This window comes from Oceaniglobus sp. K40-3, from assembly GCF_055808395.1.
Genome location: NZ_CM147868.1, coordinates 2,824,952 through 2,840,314, shown reverse-complemented (window position 1 = coordinate 2,840,314; position 15,363 = coordinate 2,824,952). Strand labels below are relative to the sequence as shown.

The 15,363-nt window shown below is 60.8% G+C and carries 16 protein-coding genes and 1 pseudogene; 10 read left to right on the top strand and 7 right to left on the bottom strand.

Annotated features, from left to right (window positions below; genetic code table 11):
• Positions 1 to 52 precede the first annotated feature (52 nt).
• From AC0L7P_RS14750 to AC0L7P_RS14730, 5 genes are all read left to right on the top strand, one after another.
• Positions 53 to 925, top strand: a complete 873-nt coding sequence (locus AC0L7P_RS14750; RefSeq protein ID WP_473433423.1) for a MurR/RpiR family transcriptional regulator — start codon at positions 53 to 55, stop codon at positions 923 to 925.
• A 204-nt stretch (positions 926 to 1,129) separates the two neighbouring features.
• Entirely contained in the window at positions 1,130 to 1,459 is a 330-nt protein-coding gene (locus tag AC0L7P_RS14745; RefSeq protein WP_473433422.1) for a hypothetical protein, read from the top strand.
• A 17-nt stretch (positions 1,460 to 1,476) separates the two neighbouring features.
• Positions 1,477 to 3,021, top strand: coding sequence for a polysaccharide biosynthesis protein (locus tag AC0L7P_RS14740; protein WP_473433421.1), 1,545 nt, complete (start codon positions 1,477 to 1,479; stop codon positions 3,019 to 3,021).
• A gap of 150 nt (positions 3,022 to 3,171) precedes the next feature.
• The gene (locus AC0L7P_RS14735; protein WP_473433420.1) at positions 3,172 to 5,331 is read left to right on the top strand and encodes a YjbH domain-containing protein; all 2,160 of its coding nucleotides are present in this window, start codon (positions 3,172 to 3,174) and stop codon (positions 5,329 to 5,331) included.
• Positions 5,328 to 6,074, top strand: coding sequence for a YjbF family lipoprotein (locus AC0L7P_RS14730; RefSeq protein WP_473433419.1), 747 nt, complete (start codon positions 5,328 to 5,330; stop codon positions 6,072 to 6,074). Before AC0L7P_RS14735 ends, AC0L7P_RS14730 begins: the two co-directional genes overlap by 4 nt.
• Here AC0L7P_RS14730 and AC0L7P_RS14725 read toward each other — a convergent pair.
• Both AC0L7P_RS14725 and AC0L7P_RS14720 read right to left on the bottom strand, forming a co-directional pair.
• Positions 6,061 to 6,670: pseudogene (locus AC0L7P_RS14725) on the bottom strand (sugar transferase). The gene AC0L7P_RS14730 and the pseudogene AC0L7P_RS14725 overlap by 14 nt on opposite strands.
• Entirely contained in the window at positions 6,667 to 7,521 is an 855-nt protein-coding gene (locus AC0L7P_RS14720; RefSeq protein ID WP_473433418.1) for an NAD-dependent epimerase/dehydratase family protein, read from the bottom strand. Before AC0L7P_RS14720 ends, AC0L7P_RS14725 begins: the two are co-directional and overlap by 4 nt.
• 119 nt (positions 7,522 to 7,640) lie before the next feature.
• Here AC0L7P_RS14720 and AC0L7P_RS14715 point away from each other — a divergent pair, with 119 nt between their 5' ends.
• Positions 7,641 to 8,759, top strand: a complete 1,119-nt coding sequence (locus AC0L7P_RS14715; protein ID WP_473433417.1) for a polysaccharide biosynthesis/export family protein — start codon at positions 7,641 to 7,643, stop codon at positions 8,757 to 8,759.
• 35 nt (positions 8,760 to 8,794) lie between these two features.
• On the opposite strand, the gene AC0L7P_RS14710 is transcribed toward AC0L7P_RS14715, so the two are convergent.
• Complete coding sequence (locus AC0L7P_RS14710) at positions 8,795 to 9,943, bottom strand: HupE/UreJ family protein (protein ID WP_473433416.1); 1,149 nt, start codon at positions 9,941 to 9,943, stop codon at positions 8,795 to 8,797.
• Between the two features lie 13 nt (positions 9,944 to 9,956).
• Between AC0L7P_RS14710 and AC0L7P_RS14705 the strand changes: the two genes are divergently transcribed.
• Complete coding sequence (locus AC0L7P_RS14705; RefSeq protein ID WP_473433415.1) at positions 9,957 to 10,772, top strand: DUF4198 domain-containing protein; 816 nt, start codon at positions 9,957 to 9,959, stop codon at positions 10,770 to 10,772.
• Positions 10,773 to 10,968: 196 nt separating this feature from the next.
• On the opposite strand, the gene AC0L7P_RS14700 is transcribed toward AC0L7P_RS14705, so the two are convergent.
• Positions 10,969 to 11,364 carry a hypothetical protein gene (locus AC0L7P_RS14700; protein ID WP_473433414.1) on the bottom strand — a complete coding sequence of 132 codons (396 nt, stop codon included), beginning with the start codon at positions 11,362 to 11,364 and terminating at the stop codon, positions 10,969 to 10,971.
• Positions 11,364 to 12,566 carry a pyridoxal phosphate-dependent aminotransferase gene (locus AC0L7P_RS14695; RefSeq protein WP_473433413.1) on the bottom strand — a complete coding sequence of 401 codons (1,203 nt, stop codon included), beginning with the start codon at positions 12,564 to 12,566 and terminating at the stop codon, positions 11,364 to 11,366. The genes AC0L7P_RS14700 and AC0L7P_RS14695 overlap by 1 nt, the downstream gene beginning before the upstream one ends.
• Before the next feature lie 107 nt (positions 12,567 to 12,673).
• On the opposite strand from AC0L7P_RS14695, the gene AC0L7P_RS14690 reads away from it, so the two are divergent.
• The 3 genes from AC0L7P_RS14690 (at position 12,674) to AC0L7P_RS14680 (ending at position 13,916) form a co-directional block, all read left to right on the top strand.
• A complete protein-coding gene (locus AC0L7P_RS14690; protein ID WP_473433412.1) occupies positions 12,674 to 13,078 on the top strand; it encodes a helix-turn-helix domain-containing protein in 405 nt (134 codons plus the stop codon).
• Positions 13,075 to 13,338, top strand: a complete 264-nt coding sequence (locus AC0L7P_RS14685; RefSeq protein WP_473433411.1) for a succinate dehydrogenase assembly factor 2 — start codon at positions 13,075 to 13,077, stop codon at positions 13,336 to 13,338. Before AC0L7P_RS14690 ends, AC0L7P_RS14685 begins: the two co-directional genes overlap by 4 nt.
• An 80-nt stretch (positions 13,339 to 13,418) precedes the next feature.
• Complete coding sequence (locus AC0L7P_RS14680; RefSeq protein ID WP_473433410.1) at positions 13,419 to 13,916, top strand: MarR family winged helix-turn-helix transcriptional regulator; 498 nt, start codon at positions 13,419 to 13,421, stop codon at positions 13,914 to 13,916.
• A gap of 103 nt (positions 13,917 to 14,019) precedes the next feature.
• Here the strand turns inward: AC0L7P_RS14680 and AC0L7P_RS14675 are convergent, their stop codons facing one another.
• Entirely contained in the window at positions 14,020 to 14,769 is a 750-nt protein-coding gene (locus AC0L7P_RS14675) for a DUF1194 domain-containing protein (protein ID WP_473433409.1), read from the bottom strand.
• Positions 14,770 to 14,881: 112 nt separating this feature from the next.
• Positions 14,882 to 15,310 carry a VOC family protein gene (locus tag AC0L7P_RS14670; protein WP_473433408.1) on the bottom strand — a complete coding sequence of 143 codons (429 nt, stop codon included), beginning with the start codon at positions 15,308 to 15,310 and terminating at the stop codon, positions 14,882 to 14,884.
• Between the last annotated feature and the right edge of the window lie 53 nt (positions 15,311 to 15,363).

Sequence of the window (15,363 nt, the reverse complement as noted above, 5' to 3'; positions counted from 1 at the left end):
TTTCAGTAGCGTCGAGGGAACGGCGCCCGGACTTTGCGCAGAGAGGCGATGAATGAGCGAAAACGAGGCAATGATCGAACAACGCCTGCGCGGCGATCTGGATGGCTTTACCCGGGCCGAGCGGTTGTTGATCGCGCAGCTTCTGGACAATTATCCGATGGCCGGTCTTGGGTCGATCAGCGAACTGGCCGAGGCGGCGGGGGTCAGTACGCCAACGGTAGTGCGTCTTGCGCGCAAGCTGGGGTTTGAGGGGTTTTCCGATCTGCAACGGGCCTTGCGGGCCGACGTTTCGGCGCAAATCCGCGCCCCCCTGTCCAAGAAAGACCAGTGGCGCGTGGGCCACACCGAGGAACACCCGTTGAATCAGTTTGCCGATGCCGTTTCCTCCAACGTGAGAAACACGTTGCAACGTGTTGATCTGGCTGATTTCGATGCCGTGGCGATGCTGTTGGCCGACCGCGCGCATTCGGTATCGATTGCCGGGGGGCGGATCACCCGGTCATTGGCTGATTACCTGTTTAACCACCTTCAGATTCTGCGCCCCGGGGTGCAACACCTGAGCCATTCACCAAACGTCTGGCCGCAATATCTGGTGGATATGAACGCCGACAGTGTGCTGGTGCTGTTCGACATCCGCCGCTATGAATCGGACTTGCTGAAACTGGCGCGTCTGGCCGAGGAACGCGGCGCGCGGATCGTGTTGTTTACCGATCAATGGGGCTCACCCGTGGCGCGCCATGCAAGGTTTCGGTTTCATGGGTCGGTCGAGGTGCCCTCAAGCTGGGACAATACGGTGGCTATCATGCTGTTGGTCGAGGCATTGATTGCCCAGGTGCAGGAGAACATCGGCGCCGAAAGCCGCAGCCGGATCGAAGATCTGGAAGGGATGTTCACCAAAACCCGGCAGTTCCGCAACTTTACCTGAGTGGGTGCCGGGGCCGGTGGGCAGTATTTCGCACATGCAGAAGAAACATCTTGTGCCACAATTTCCCACGCGCCTATAATATGTGGTCTGCAAAACAAACGGCCCGCGCTGCACGGCCGGCATTTCAACAAGGCATTTTTATTTCAAACCGCATTGTCGGTGGACGATCCGTTTTTCCTTCTGCGCCAATTTCAGGTGTGCCAAATGAACCAGATGATCAGTTATTTCACCTCGCTTCCACGAGAGGCCAAACGTTCGATCCTGTTGGCCGTCGACGTTATTTTGCTGCCCGTTGCCTATCTGTTCACGTTCGCCGTTCAACAGGAAACCATCACCGCCCTGCCATCGGCGGGGACCGGGGTTCTGGTTCTGGCGCTGTTGGTGGTTGTGACGGCTGGGGTGTCCAAGGCCCTGAAAATACCGAACATTCAACTGAATTCCTATGATGTGAACGGCATGGGCCGGATTGCTGCCCTGGCGGTGACCGTTGCCGTGGTCACGGCGGTGCTGCACCAGATCGGGGGATTCCCCTGAGCAGCGGCAGCTATGTGATGTTCGGCATCGTCTATTTCCTTTTGTCGGCGGCAAGCCGGGTTGTGATGTTGCAGGTGTTGGTGGCCATGTATCGCCGGATGCACCCCCGCTGCCACGTTCTGATCTATGGGGCGGGCACCACCGGTGGCCAGTTGGCGCGTGCGCTGATGCCCCACAAGATGATCAAGGCCGTCGCCTTTGTGGATGACAATTCCGCGTTGCAGGGCCTGTCGATTGCCGGCTTGCCGGTGATGCGCCCGACCGACATTGCCGCCATCGTCAAGGAAAAGCGGGTGGATCGGGTGCTGTTGGCCATGCCGTCCCTGTCGCACCCCAAACAGATGCAGATCGCCCGGCGGCTGGAAAAAAGCGGCCTTGAGGTTCAGGCCTTGCCCAGTTTTGCCCAGTTGATCGGCGAGGAAAAGGCCCTGCTCGATAAACTGGTGCCGATTGCACCCGCCCGGTTTCTGGGGCGCGAAGCCTTTGACCAGGCGTTGAATTTCGGCTGTTCCCATGTTGTCGGGCGCAGCGTTCTGGTGACGGGGGGCGGTGGCTCTATCGGGTCGGAACTGTGCCGTCAGGTGTTGGGCTGCAAGCCATCAAAGCTGATCGTGTTCGACATCAGCGAATATGCCCTCTACGAGGCCGAGCGCGCCTTGCGCCCCCTTGCGGCCGAAACGGGAACCGAACTGGTTACGGTTCTGGGGTCGGTGACGGAACAGCGGCTGGTGCGCCGGGTCTTGCAGGACCACGACGTAAATCTGGTGCTGCATGCGGCGGCTTATAAACATGTGCCGATGGTTGAACAGAATCCTTTGGTCGGGTTGGCCAACAATGTTCTAGGGACATGGACCCTGGGCCGCGAGGCCCGCGAGGCGGGGGTGGAGCGGTTCATCCTGATTTCATCGGACAAGGCCGTGCGCCCGACCAATGTGATGGGCGCCTCCAAACGGCTGGCCGAATTCGTGGTACAGGATCTGGCGGCGCGTTCGCCCGATACCGTGTTTGCCATGGTGCGGTTTGGCAATGTTCTGGGGTCGTCCGGTTCGGTTGTTCCGCTGTTTCAGGAACAGATCGCACGCGGCGGCCCGGTGACTGTGACCCACCGCGACGTGACCCGGTTCTTCATGACCGTCGAAGAGGCGGTAAGCCTTGTTCTGATGGCCGGCTCTTTTGCCCGGGGCGGCGAAGTGTTCGTTCTGGACATGGGCAAATCGCGCCGGATCTGGGATATGGCCCGTCAGGTGATCGAGGATGCCGGATATACGGTGGCCGATGCGCAAAACCCCGAGGGCGATATCACCATCGAGGAAATCGGCCTGCGCCCGGGGGAAAAGCTCCACGAGGAACTGTTGATCGGTGAAGGCCACGCGACGACAGCCCACGAAAAGATCTTTGCCGCCCACGAGGCGCGCCTGTCGGAAATCGAGGTGGCCTCGGCCATTCGCGCCCTGCGCGAGGCGCTGGCCACGGGCAATGACCGGGCCGCGCTCGCCGTGGCGGAACGCTTTGTCGAAGGGTACAGCCCCACCGGCGCCCTCGCATCGGGTGGCCTTGGCTGACCTGACGGATTGGGCGTTGGAAAAGCGCCACATGCATCCTACCATATCGGCGGGCGGACACTCGGGGTTTGCATCTTTGTGACGCGGCCCGATACAAACGCTTTAATGACGGTAAGGCCGAAGGTCCGGCCCAAAGAGACGGGATGTAACGTGAGCAGGCAGGCAACAAGGTGCGGCAAGGCATTCGGAGCGGCAGTGGCAACCATGGCCTTTGCGGGCGGGGTTGCGGCCGAAGACATGACCAATGCCGTGGCCAACCGTCCCACCCTCAATTTCTATGGGGTAACCGGCGTGATCGACACGCCATCCGCACTGAGCCAGCCCGACGGACAGCTTTCGCTGACCGTGGCACATTTTGCCGGAATCACCCGGAACACGCTGACCTTTCAAATCCTGCCCCGGGTCGAGGGCAGCTTTCGCTATGCCAAGCTCAAGGGGTTGAATTTTTCGGGGTTTCCGGACTATTTCGACCGCAGTTTCGACATTTCCCTGCGGATACTCGATGAAACGCGGTATCTGCCTGCGATCAAGATCGGCCTGCAAGATTTCGTCGGAACCGGGCTTTACTCTGGTGAATATGTCGTTGCCACCAAAACCTTTGGCGACCGCCTGACCGTCAGTGGCGGTTTGGGCTGGGGGCGGTTGGGGTCGTATAAACCCCTTGGATCGCCCTTTGGCGACCGGCCGGCAGATCAGATCGGGCAGGGCGGCAAGGCCAACTTTGGCCAGTGGTTTCGCGGCCCCGCGGCCCCGTTTGCCGGGATCACATTCAAGGCGACCGACAAGCTGACCTTCCTGGCGGAATATTCGTCGGATGCCTATACACTGGAAACCGGAAACGACACCCGACCATCATCGGCCCTGTTCGAGCGGAAATCGCCTCTGAACTTCGGGTTGGATTACAAGATCAACAGCGCGGCCAATGTTGGCGTCTATTACATGTACGGAACGACCCTCGGGGTTAACCTGAACATTTCCCTGAACCCCAATGCGCCCCCCGCCAAAGGCAGCCGTGGACCGGCCCCCGCGCCGGTGTTTATCCGTCCGGCCCGCGCGAACAATCCCGCAGCATGGGCCGCCGAATGGGCGATGGATCAGGGCGCGAATGCCAGATTGCTCAAGGCGCTGTCGGGCAGGCTGAAGCCACAAGAGATCATCGTTGATTCCCTTGCGGCGCAGGCCGAAAGCGTGGTCGTGCGGGTGCGAAGTGACAAGTTTGACAACAGGGCGCAGATGCTGGGCCGGGTCATGCGGGCACTGACAGCGGTGATGCCCGCCTCGGTTGAAACCTTTCGCATCGTGCCGGTGGTCAATGGCCTCGCGGCCTCGACGGTGACGGTCCGCCGGTCCGATGTCGAGGCGCTGGAACATTCGCCCAATCACGAAGAACTGTTGCTGGCAGTCACCGGGTTTGGCCCCGCGCCGGGCCGGGCCGAACCGGATGCCGCGCTGAACACCGACTTTTTCCCCAAGTTCACCTGGACCCTGGCCCCCTATTTGCGCCAGAGCTATTTTGACCCGCGCAACCCGTTCCGCTTTGGCACCGGCCTGCGCCTTTCGGCGAGCTATGAACCAACGCCGGGGTTGGTGTTTTCCGGGGCGATTGCCAAACGTCTGGCCGGCAACATCGCCAATGACACGGTGCGCGTCCCGACCAATCTTCCGCCTGTGCGCACCGATGCACTGGATTACACCCAACAGGGCGATCCGGCGCTCGAATCCCTGACGGCAAGCTATTATTTCAAGCCCGGTGAAAACCTGTATGGCCGGATCACCGGCGGGTATCTTGAACGGATGTTCGGTGGTGTATCCGGTGAAATCCTGTGGCGTCCGGTGAACAGCCGCCTCGCGCTTGGGGCGGAACTGAATTATGTCAAACAGCGCGATTATGACACCCGCTTTGGCTTTCAGGATTACAGCGTCGTGACCGGCCATGTGTCGGCCTATTATCAGATGAACAACGGATTTCACGCCCAGCTTGACGTTGGCCGCTATCTGGCCGGTGATGTGGGGGCGACCCTTGCCATCGACCGGGAATTTGCCAATGGCTGGTCCCTTGGCGCCTTTGCCACGCTGACCAATGTATCGGCAGAAGATTTTGGCGAAGGGTCGTTCGACAAGGGCATTCGCCTGACAATTCCGGTGTCGTGGTTCCTTGGCACCCCGAACACCTATCAGCTCGGGTCAACCATCCGGCCCATTCAACGTGACGGTGGCGCGCGTTTGAACGTCGAGGGGCGCCTTTACGAACGTGTCCGCCAATATCAGCGCCCCGCGCTGCAAGAAGACTGGGGACGGGTGTGGCGATGAACATGAAACAGATGGGCGCGCGCTGGCAGATGTCCGCGCTGGGGGCAATGATGGCATTGACCGCCGGATGCAGCAGCGACAGTGACAGCAACGGAATGTTCGACATCGGGCGCGAAGTGGCCGGGCTGGTCACCACAAACGCCGGGGTCAGCCGTGGCATATTGGGGGCCAGAGGCCTGTCGGCGACCGATGCCGAATTGCGCGCCTTTCACCGTCCGTTGCTGAAGATCACCCGCAAAGATATCGGGCTGAGCGCCGCCGTTGCCATCGACGATGACAAGGGCGCGGCGGTGACCTGGCGTTCGGCTGATGGCAACACGATTACCCTGTTCAACGGTTTGCTGATCGGGACCAAGGGGTTAGGCAACGATCTGAGTTCGGCCAAAGTGCCCACCGTGCAGGCGGGCGACAGCGGAAAATTGCGCGAACATTATTATCTGGGCGGCGACGAGGTGGTGCGCCGCATGGCGTTCCTGTGCGATTTCCGCGATGGCGGGCGGCAGACCACCGATGTGGTCGGCCTGTCATTTGACACCAATCTTGTGACGGAAACCTGCGTTGGCGACGAACATCGTTTCGTGAACCGCTATTGGTTCATGGTTAATGGCGGTATTGTGAAATCGGAACAATGGGCCGGCCCCGAGATCGGCACCCTGAAAATCGAATTCGTGCCGCGCGGCGCGGGCGCGACCCGCCAGGCGGCGGCGACCGAGGCGCAACCACAGGTGTTTATTTTGGAATAACGCGGCTGAACGTCTGGCCGATCAGTTTCAGATCATAGCACAGGGATTGATTGCGCTGATAAATCAGATCGAAGGTTGCCTTGCGCGGCACACAGCGTTGGGCATAGACGGCATCGGTCGCGGCGCGGGTCTTGCAGTGGGCCAAAAGCCGTTCTTCGGTGCGGTGATAGCGCAGGGTGGCCAGTCCGGTCACACCGGGGCGTGATTTCAGAACCTCGCCGTAAAGCTCGGGAAACCGTTCCACATATTCGCGCAGGGGCGGGCGCGGCCCGACAAAGCTGATGTCGCCGCGCAGGATGTTCCACAACTGCGGCAATTCATCGGCCCGGGTGCGGCGCAAAAAACGACCAAAGGGAGTGATGCGCGCCGCCTTGTCCCCCCGAAACACCGGAATCACCATCTGCGTCATGGGTCATGGTGCGCAGTTTCCACAGGGTGAACGGCTGACTGGGCGTTTTCATCCGTTCGGATGCGTAAAACAGCGGCCGCCCGGTGGTGACCAGCATCACCGCCAGCACGACCAACAGGATCGGCCCCAGCCAGGCCAGCATCACAATTACAATAAACAGGTCAAAGGCACGTTTTTGCGGCGTCATGGGAAGGGATCGCTCCGGGACAGTTCGTCAACAAGGAATCGGGCCGCGCCTGCCCCGTCGGGCAGGGGACAAAGGCGCATCAGCCGCGTCACATCCAGGTGAACCCGGTGAATCGCATCGGATGGGGCCGGCACCCAGTGCCAGGGGCGGCCAAGGGCATCAAGAATATCGGCCATCTGTGTCGGCTGCGGGGCGGCGATGTTCAACAGATGGGGCAGGTCGGCGCCAGCGTTGGCCAAATCGCAAAGCTGCGCCAGGACCCGGGCCAGATTGCGCGGACCGATATAGCTGCGTGATGGGCCGGTCTGATCGGGAAAGCGGTGCAATGACACGCTGTTCTTTGCCGTTTCACGTGCGGCATCAAAGGGTTGTCCGGCCCCGGCGACATTGGCCAGCCGCAGCACGGTTACCTTGGGGCCGCCGTCCGGAAGATCGCGCAACGCCCGTTCCATGGCCAGTTTGGCGACGCCATATGCGCCGCGCGGGGCAGGATCGGCAATCTCGGTCACCGGCTCGGGCCCGGGATCGCCGTAAACCGCCGAAGAAGAACAAAGAAACACATGGCGCAGGCCCCATTCGCGCGCCGCGCGGCATGCGGCCAGCGCCAGGGCCCGGTTTTGCGACAGATCGGCGCCGTTGCGCGGGACGACCCCGGCAAAGCAGACCATGACGGAATGGCGCGCGGCATCGGGCAGGGGTGGCGGAGGGCGTGTCATATCCCAGGTCAAATCAACATCACCACTGCGCCCGATTCTGAGCAAGGTTTCGCCGATCCGGCCCGTCCCCGTCCAGCGGTCAGCCACCAGCCGGGCAACACGACTACCGGATCCGAGAAAAATCGGCGAGATCATGAGACAAACTCTGTTGAATTCATTCTAACTGGGCTAACAATTCTGGACCGGCGCGGGGGCGTCGGCAACTGTCTATCAAGGTGACGGCAAAGCTGCCAGAACGTTGTGCCGGAGGGACGATGAGTAAATTGCGGAATGTGTTTGTGGTGTCGGTCAGCGCCCTCGCGATGATCGGCGGGTGCACCGATCTGCCCCAGGGCGCTGCACTGCGGACGGACATTACCGCCGACGCCGACACCTATGAAGGTGATCTGGCGTTTTATCCGGTGACCCGGGGCCTTTTGCCTGCGGTGGCCACATGGCCCCAGGTCAACCCCGAACGGTCGGACGGATGGCCAAAGGCGAATCGTGGATCCCTGGGCCGGATTATTGCGGCCGGTGATACAGTCGAAATCAAGATTTGGGACAATCAGGAAAATTCGCTTCTTCTGGCACCGGGGGAACGGGTTGCCGATCTGGGGCCACAGGTGGTGTCGCCAGCGGGGCGCGTGTTCCTGCCTTATGTCGGGGATGTGCGGCTGGCCGGGATGGGCCCGGACCGGGCGCGCCGGGTCTTGCAGGAACAGATGTCGACGATCTCGGCCTCGGCGCAGGCACAGGTGACGCTGGTTTCCGGGCGCCAAAACACCGTTGATCTGGTGAGTGGCGTGGCAAAACCGGGCAGCTATCCCATGGAGGATCGCAATTTTTCAGTGCTGTCCCTGATCAGTCAGGGGGGCGGCATCCCGCCCAGCATGCGCAATCCGCGGGTCAAACTGCAGCGCGGCAACAAAACCTATGTGACCTCGGTGTCGCGGCTGTTTGACACGCCCAGTCTTGATGCCGTTCTGACCGGTGGCGACAAGGTGATCGTCGAGGATGACCCTCGTTATTTCCTGTCACTCGGGGCGGCGGGCAAGGAGGAAATCGTGAAATTCGACCGCGACACGATTACCGCGCTTGAGGCAATTTCGATGATCGGCGGCGTTGCCGATACCCGCGCCGACCCAAAGGGCATTCTCGTGCTGCGCGAATACCCCCGTTCGGCCATTGCGGCGGGCAACCGGGGGCCGCGCAATCAAAGGGTGGTTTTTGCCATTGATATGACCTCGGCTGATGGGTTGTTCAGCGCCAAGAACCTGGAAATTCAGCCGGGCGATGTGGTGTTGGCAACCGAAAGCCCGGTAACCCGTGTGCGCACCGTTCTGGGGCTGATCGGTTCGGGATTCGGGTTGATCAACACGGCAAACAATCTGTGAGGTCGGGCGCGGGGAGGTGGCCCCGCGCCGGTTGTTCACAGAACGGTGCGTTCGACCACCCACCACGCCCCGACCAGTGCAATCGCAATGGAGGCGGGGTTTGATATCCGGCTGCGATACCAGGGTTTCTTGCGGAACCACAGACCCACCAACAGAAAAGCGGCGGCAATCACGCCGAGCTGGCCCAGTTCGACCCCGACGTTGAATCCAATGAGCCCGGTCACAAATTGCGCGGGGTTCAGGCCGATATCGCCCAGAACGCTGGCAAATCCCAACCCGTGCAGCAATCCAAAGCAAAACACCACCGCCGGCCGCCAGGGTGACAACCCGCGCGAGATCACATTTTCAACCCCGACATAGACGATGGAGGCAGCGATCAGCGGTTCAACCACGCTGGCCGGAATGGTGACATATCCCAACGTGGCCAGCGCGAGCGAAACCGTGTGTGCGGCAGTAAAGGCCGTGACCTGCCACAGCAGCGGCGCCAGACGGGGGGACAGGAAAAACAGGCCCAGTACAAACAGGATATGATCCAGCCCTTTCGGGATGATGTGTTCAAACCCCACGACGATATAATCAAGGAATACCGCGAATGTGGATTTCGGCGTAACCCCCTTACGTGGAATGGGATCGCTGAGCGTGCCGTTTGAGAGGAACCCGGTATAGGCATCCGGCCCGGCGCCCATCTGCCGCACCACAAGGCTGCCATAGCTGGCATTCCAGCCGACAATCACCGGCGTGTTGTCGGTGGGCAATTCGGCGCTGAGATGCAGGCGTGACAGACGGGGCAGGGCCGGATCGCCGACCTCGGGAATGTCCACGTCCACGAGCTCTGGGGGTATCGCGGTATCGCCCGCGCGCAGGATGATGTTGCGCTGCATCTGCGGCCAGAAGGCGGTAAATTGCTGCTGTAGCGCCGCTGGGGGCAGGGCGCGCAGCCGGTCGATTTCCAGGGCTTCGTCGGCGGCATTGGTATCGCCCAGCCCCTGCAGGTCGGTCCCCGGAATCAGGGCTTCGAGGGACAAGACAATCTCCCACTCAAGGGTGGTGCCGTCGATGGACAGGTCGGACACCGCCGGTTGAATTTCATGGGCGCCAAGGCGCAACGTCGAAATCATCACCAAGGCGAGCGCCAGGATACTTGACAGCAGGCCGTTCAGGCCCACCCTGTTCTTCAGTCCCAACGGAGCGGCATCCATGTTCAATCACCTTAAAATTTCAATACTCGCCTTCGCACTTAGCACAACTGTGGCATTTGGCCATGAGTTCTGGATTGATCCGCTGGATTTCACCCCGGCGACGGGGGCGCCTTTGCTGGCCGATCTGCGGGTGGGGCAGGATTTTGGGGGGTCGCCCCATGCGTATTTGCCCATTAATTTCAAATTGTTCGAGCTGGCGCAGGGGGATGTGCGCGAACCGGTGCTTGGGCGCCTTGGTGACCGTCCGGCGCTTAATCAGGCGCCGTTGGGCGATGGGTTGAACGTGGTTTTGCACGAGACGCGGACATATACCCTGAACTATGCGGAATTGGCCGACTTTGAGAGTTTCGTGCGCCACAAGGATGCCGTCTGGACGCTGGCGGCCCATAAGGCGGCGGGATATCCCGACACGAATATCACCGAGATTTATTCCCGTTATGCCAAAAGCCTGATTGCCGTTGGCGATGGGGCGGGCGCGGATCAGGACTATGGCCTGTTGACTGAAATTGTGGCACTGGCCAACCCCTATACGGATGATCTGTCGGGTCAGTTTCCCGTGCGGGTGTTGTATCAGGGCGCACCGCGCGCCGATGCACAGGTTGAATTGTTCGCCAAGGCGGCCGATGGCACGGTCGCGGTGACACTGCACCGCACTGACGCAGAGGGCGTGGCAACCCTGCCAGTAACACCGGACATGCGGTATCTGGTTGATGCGGTCGTGCTGCGCCAGCCTGACCCGGCCATCGCCGAAACCACCGGCGCCCAATGGGAAAGCCTGTGGGCCAGCCTCACCTTCGCCGTCCCCGGGGAATGATCGCGCGCCAGAGGGCGCGGCGCAGCTCACCGATCAGCAAAAGTGACAGACAGGCAATCAGAATTCCGTCGAGTCCGAATGGCAGGTTCATGGTGCCCCCAGAGGTTGCGCGGCCAGCAGCGGCCACGCCCCGAGACTGGACTAACCGTGTTACCGATTGATGAAGACCGCCTGATTTTTTGTGCGTTGCACCAAGTCAGCCATTGGTGGGCCGTTCGGCCCGTTTGCGCACCAATGTCGTGCGCAGATCGTGCATGGCCAACAGCAGGCGGTCGGTGACCTGATCCAGCTGTTCGTCTGTGGCCTTGCTTTGAATCCAATGGGTTGTGGTGTTCAGATAATCCACGGCACGGTGAATATCGTCAAGATCCCGTTGGGCCAGCAGCGCGCGCCGCTCGCGCATCCATTCGGCGATCGCGGCCTCGTCCTCGAATGACAGAACCCTGTCACCGTGAGGTTTTACCTCGCCTTTGTTAAGGTTGACCACGGCGATCTGATCCATGTCCAGCCGCCGTTGGCGGGTGTCATTGTTCACCCGAAAGACAAAAGCACCATTGTCGCGCACGCGAAAATAATAGTCCGGCAAATCCATCAGGTCAGCCCCGCGCAGAAGCTTTTGATGCGCGCACAGGCCTCGGTCAGTTGATCGTCGGCGGTCGCATAGCTGACCCGGAAATTCGGCGACAGGCCAAAGGCCGCGCCAAACACCACGGCAACGCCGGTTTCCTCCAGCAGGGCGGTGGCAAACGCTTCGTCATCCGCGATCAGGGTGCCACCTGCGCTGGTCTTGCCGATACAGCCCGCGATGGACGGATAGACATAGAACGCCCCGTCCGGCACCGGACAGCGGATGCCGTCGCAATCGTTCAGCCCCGCAACCACCAGATCGCGGCGGCGCTGAAACAGGGCGCGGTTGGTGGCCAGAAAATCCTGTGGGCCATTCAGCGCCTCGACCGCGGCCCATTGGCTGATTGTGCAGGGGTTTGATGTGCTTTGGCTTTGCACCTTGCGCATGGCATTGATCAGCTCAACCGGCCCGGCGGCATAGCCGATGCGCCAGCCGGTCATGGCATAGGCCTTGGACACGCCATTTACTGTCAGGGTCCGGTTGTAAAGCTGCGGTTCCACCTCGGCGGGGGTGCAAAAGGTGAAATCCCCGAACGTCAGGTGTTCGTACATATCGTCGGACATCACCCAGACATGGGGGTGGCGCAGCAACACGTCGGTCAGGGCCTTCAATTCGTCCCAGGTATATCCTGCACCTGTCGGGTTGGACGGCGAGTTGAAAATCAGCCACTTGGTTTTGGGCGTGATCGCCGCCTCAAGCTGATCGGGGGTGAGCTTGAACCCGGTTTGCAGGCTGGCCTCGGCCACCACGGGTGTGCCACCGGCCAACAACACCATATCGGGGTAAGACACCCAATAGGGCGCGGGAATCACTACCTCATCGCCGGGGTTCAGGGTGGCCATCAGGGCGTTATACAGGATCTGCTTGCCGCCCGTGCCGACGCTGACCTGTGCAGTTGTATAGTCCAGCCGGTTTTCCCGACGGAATTTTTCGACGATGGCGGTTTTGAGGTCCGGGATGCCGTCCACGGCGGTGTATTTGGTTTTCCCGGCGTCTATCGCTGCTTTGGCGGCAGTTTTAATGTTGTCCGGCGTGTCGAAATCGGGTTCACCCGCGCCCAGGCCGATGATGTCGCGCCCGGCGGCGCGCAGCTCGGCGGCCTTGGTCGTGACCGCGATGGTGGGGCTGGGTTTGACGCGGTTCAGTGTCGCGGAAAGGATGTCCATCGTGGTCTCCCGGTGGCATATTACGTTGATTTGTCTTAGGGTCCGCACCATTGCGGATCAAGCCCCCGTGACGTCAGACCTGACGCCGAACTGACAAGGATGGATAGATGACCGAGGAAACGACGACCGAGCGTAACTGGTATTCCAACGACACCGCCACCTTTGGTGACCGCTTGGCCGATGCCCGTCAGGCCGTGTCGATGAGCCAGAAGGATCTGGCGCGCCGGGTCGGGGTGAAACGCAGCACCCTGGCCAATTGGGAAAACGATCTGGCGGAACCGCGGGTTCATCGGCTGAGCATCCTGTCGGGGTTGTTGAATGTGTCCCTGCGCTGGTTGATGACCGGTGAGGGCGAAGGGCTGAACCCGCCAGACGAGGCGGCGCGCCTGCCCGATGATGTGACCCAGATCCTGACCGAAATGCGTCAGGCCCAAAGCGACATGATCAGGCTGTCCAACCGTTTGGGCGTGTTGGAAAAACGTCTGAAAACCGCGTGGAGTTCGGGCGTATGAGCGGCGAAACCCCGGAACACCGCCTGAAACGGATGGGCATGCGGTCGTGGCGGCGCGGGATCAAGGAAATGGACCTGATTCTCGGCGCTTATGCCGATGCAGGGCTGGGGCGGCTTTCGCCCGACTGGCTGGAGCTTTATGACGTGTTGTTGTCGGAAAACGACCATGACCTTTATCAATGGATCACCGGCCAACACCCCACACCCGCACAGTTTGCCCCGCTGATTGATGACATCGCCAGGCACAGCAATTTCCGTTGAGCCAAAGTTTCAACGGATTTGCAAATAATTAGGACTTTTCCTCCAAAGCTGTACCCCAACAGAGCAGTGGCGGAGAAAAAATGAGTGTGCATGAACGTCTGGGCGGGATCGGCGAACGCGGTTTCATGGCGGAATATCTTGATTGTCTGTCGCTGGTCGAACGATTGCATCGGCTGTTGCTGGATGTCCTCAAGGATGAGTTCGAGCGGGTTGGTGTGTTGGAAATCAACCCGGTGCAGGCGCTGTTGCTGTTCAACGTCGGTGACAACGAAGTGACGGCCGGAGAGTTGAAATCGCGCGGCTATTATCAGGGGTCGAACGTATCCTATAACCTGAAAAAGCTGGTTGAGATGGGGTATATGCACCATCAGCGCTGTGGGATTGACCGGCGCGCGGTCCGGGTACGGCTGACGGCCAAGGGGCGGGCGGTGCATGATGTGGTGCGCAAACTGTTTGAACGCCATGCCGATGGGTTGCAATCACGCGGGGTACTGGGGCCGGACGGGATTGACGTGATCAACACCACCCTGCGCCGGGTCGAACGTTATTGGACGGATCAGATTCGGTATATCTATTGAGTGTTGGCGATGGCTGATCCGACGGGCGCACCTGCGGCTGCTTGATCCGAATGGCGCACCTTCGGCGGTTTGATCCAAATGGCGCACCTGCGGTGCGACACGATTATTTGTCTGGCGCCCGTGGCGGGCGGTTGGCGGTATCTGTGGCGTTGCGCGCATTGCCAATGGCAAAGACCTGTAATTCGCGCAGCAGCTTGCGTTCGATGGCCGCGCGGTAATCATCATAGCCCATGGCCATTTCGACAAAGGCTTCGGGGCCGCGGATGACGTTGGCTGTGAAATAGCCCGACAGTTTCTTCATGTCGGCCATTTGGCGGTCACCCGTTGCAACCACAAGGGCGTTGACCGTCACGCTGGCGTTGACCTGCGTATCCTGCGGGCGCGGGCCAGCGTTGGAGGTGCCGTCGCCCGAAATGTCAAGCACCCGACGCCAGCACGCGGGACGCTGGGCCAGCATCGCATTGGCAAACCCCACTGCGGCGCCGATAGCGGTGGACGGATCGGCAGGGCGGCGCCCGGTTGTGCGCAATATGCTGGCCGCACGGGCAATGGCATTGGGGCTGTCGAGGGTGGTCCAGGGCAAAAGAATGCGTTGATCCTGCGGACCGGCCCATTCAAACACCGCCAGATCAACATGGGCGCCGGGCATGGCAAGCAAGGCCGCCTGAACCGGCGCCCCGTTCAACGCGCCCGCCACCCCGTCAAGCTGTTGGCGGTATTCACGCCCATCGACCGAGCCGGAGATATCAAGCCCGAGAACCAGCGCCTGACGACAGGCCGCGCTAGTGGGTGTGGCGAGGGCCAGCAGGGCGAGAACAGCAAGAGTGAACAAGGCGGGGGACCGGGGCGGCATGGGGGGTGCGTTTCCAGAATATCGGCAGATCATTCGCATGGAAAGGCCGCAGCCGTTCCTGTGCCGCCCGGATCGCCATTGTGCAAATCCGGGCGGCTGGTAAAGGCGCAGATCACCAGTGGCCCGTGTTTTCCATGCTGGACCATGGCTCGGCGGGGGCGAGGGGATCGCCAAGTTGCAACAGTTCGATTGAAACGTTGTCGGGCGAGCGGACAAAGGCCATGTTGCCATCGCGGGGCGGGCGGTTGATGGTCACGCCGTTATCCATCAGGTGCTGGCACATGTCATAGATATTCTCGACCCGATAGGCGAGATGGCCAAAATGGCGGCTGTCATCGGGCAGGGCATCATCGCCATCCCAGTTGTATGTCAGTTCGACAGCGGCGTTTTCCTGGCCCGGAGGGGACATGAACACCAATGAGAACCGCCCGCCTTCATTGTCGATGCGGCGGGTTTCGACGAGACCCAGGAGTTCAAAAAACGCCTTGGATTTGTCCAGATCCTTCACCCGGACCATTGTGTGCAGATATTTGATTTTCATGATGGCTCTCCTTTTCTGTCCCGTTCAACTCTAGGGCAGTGCGACGTGAAGGG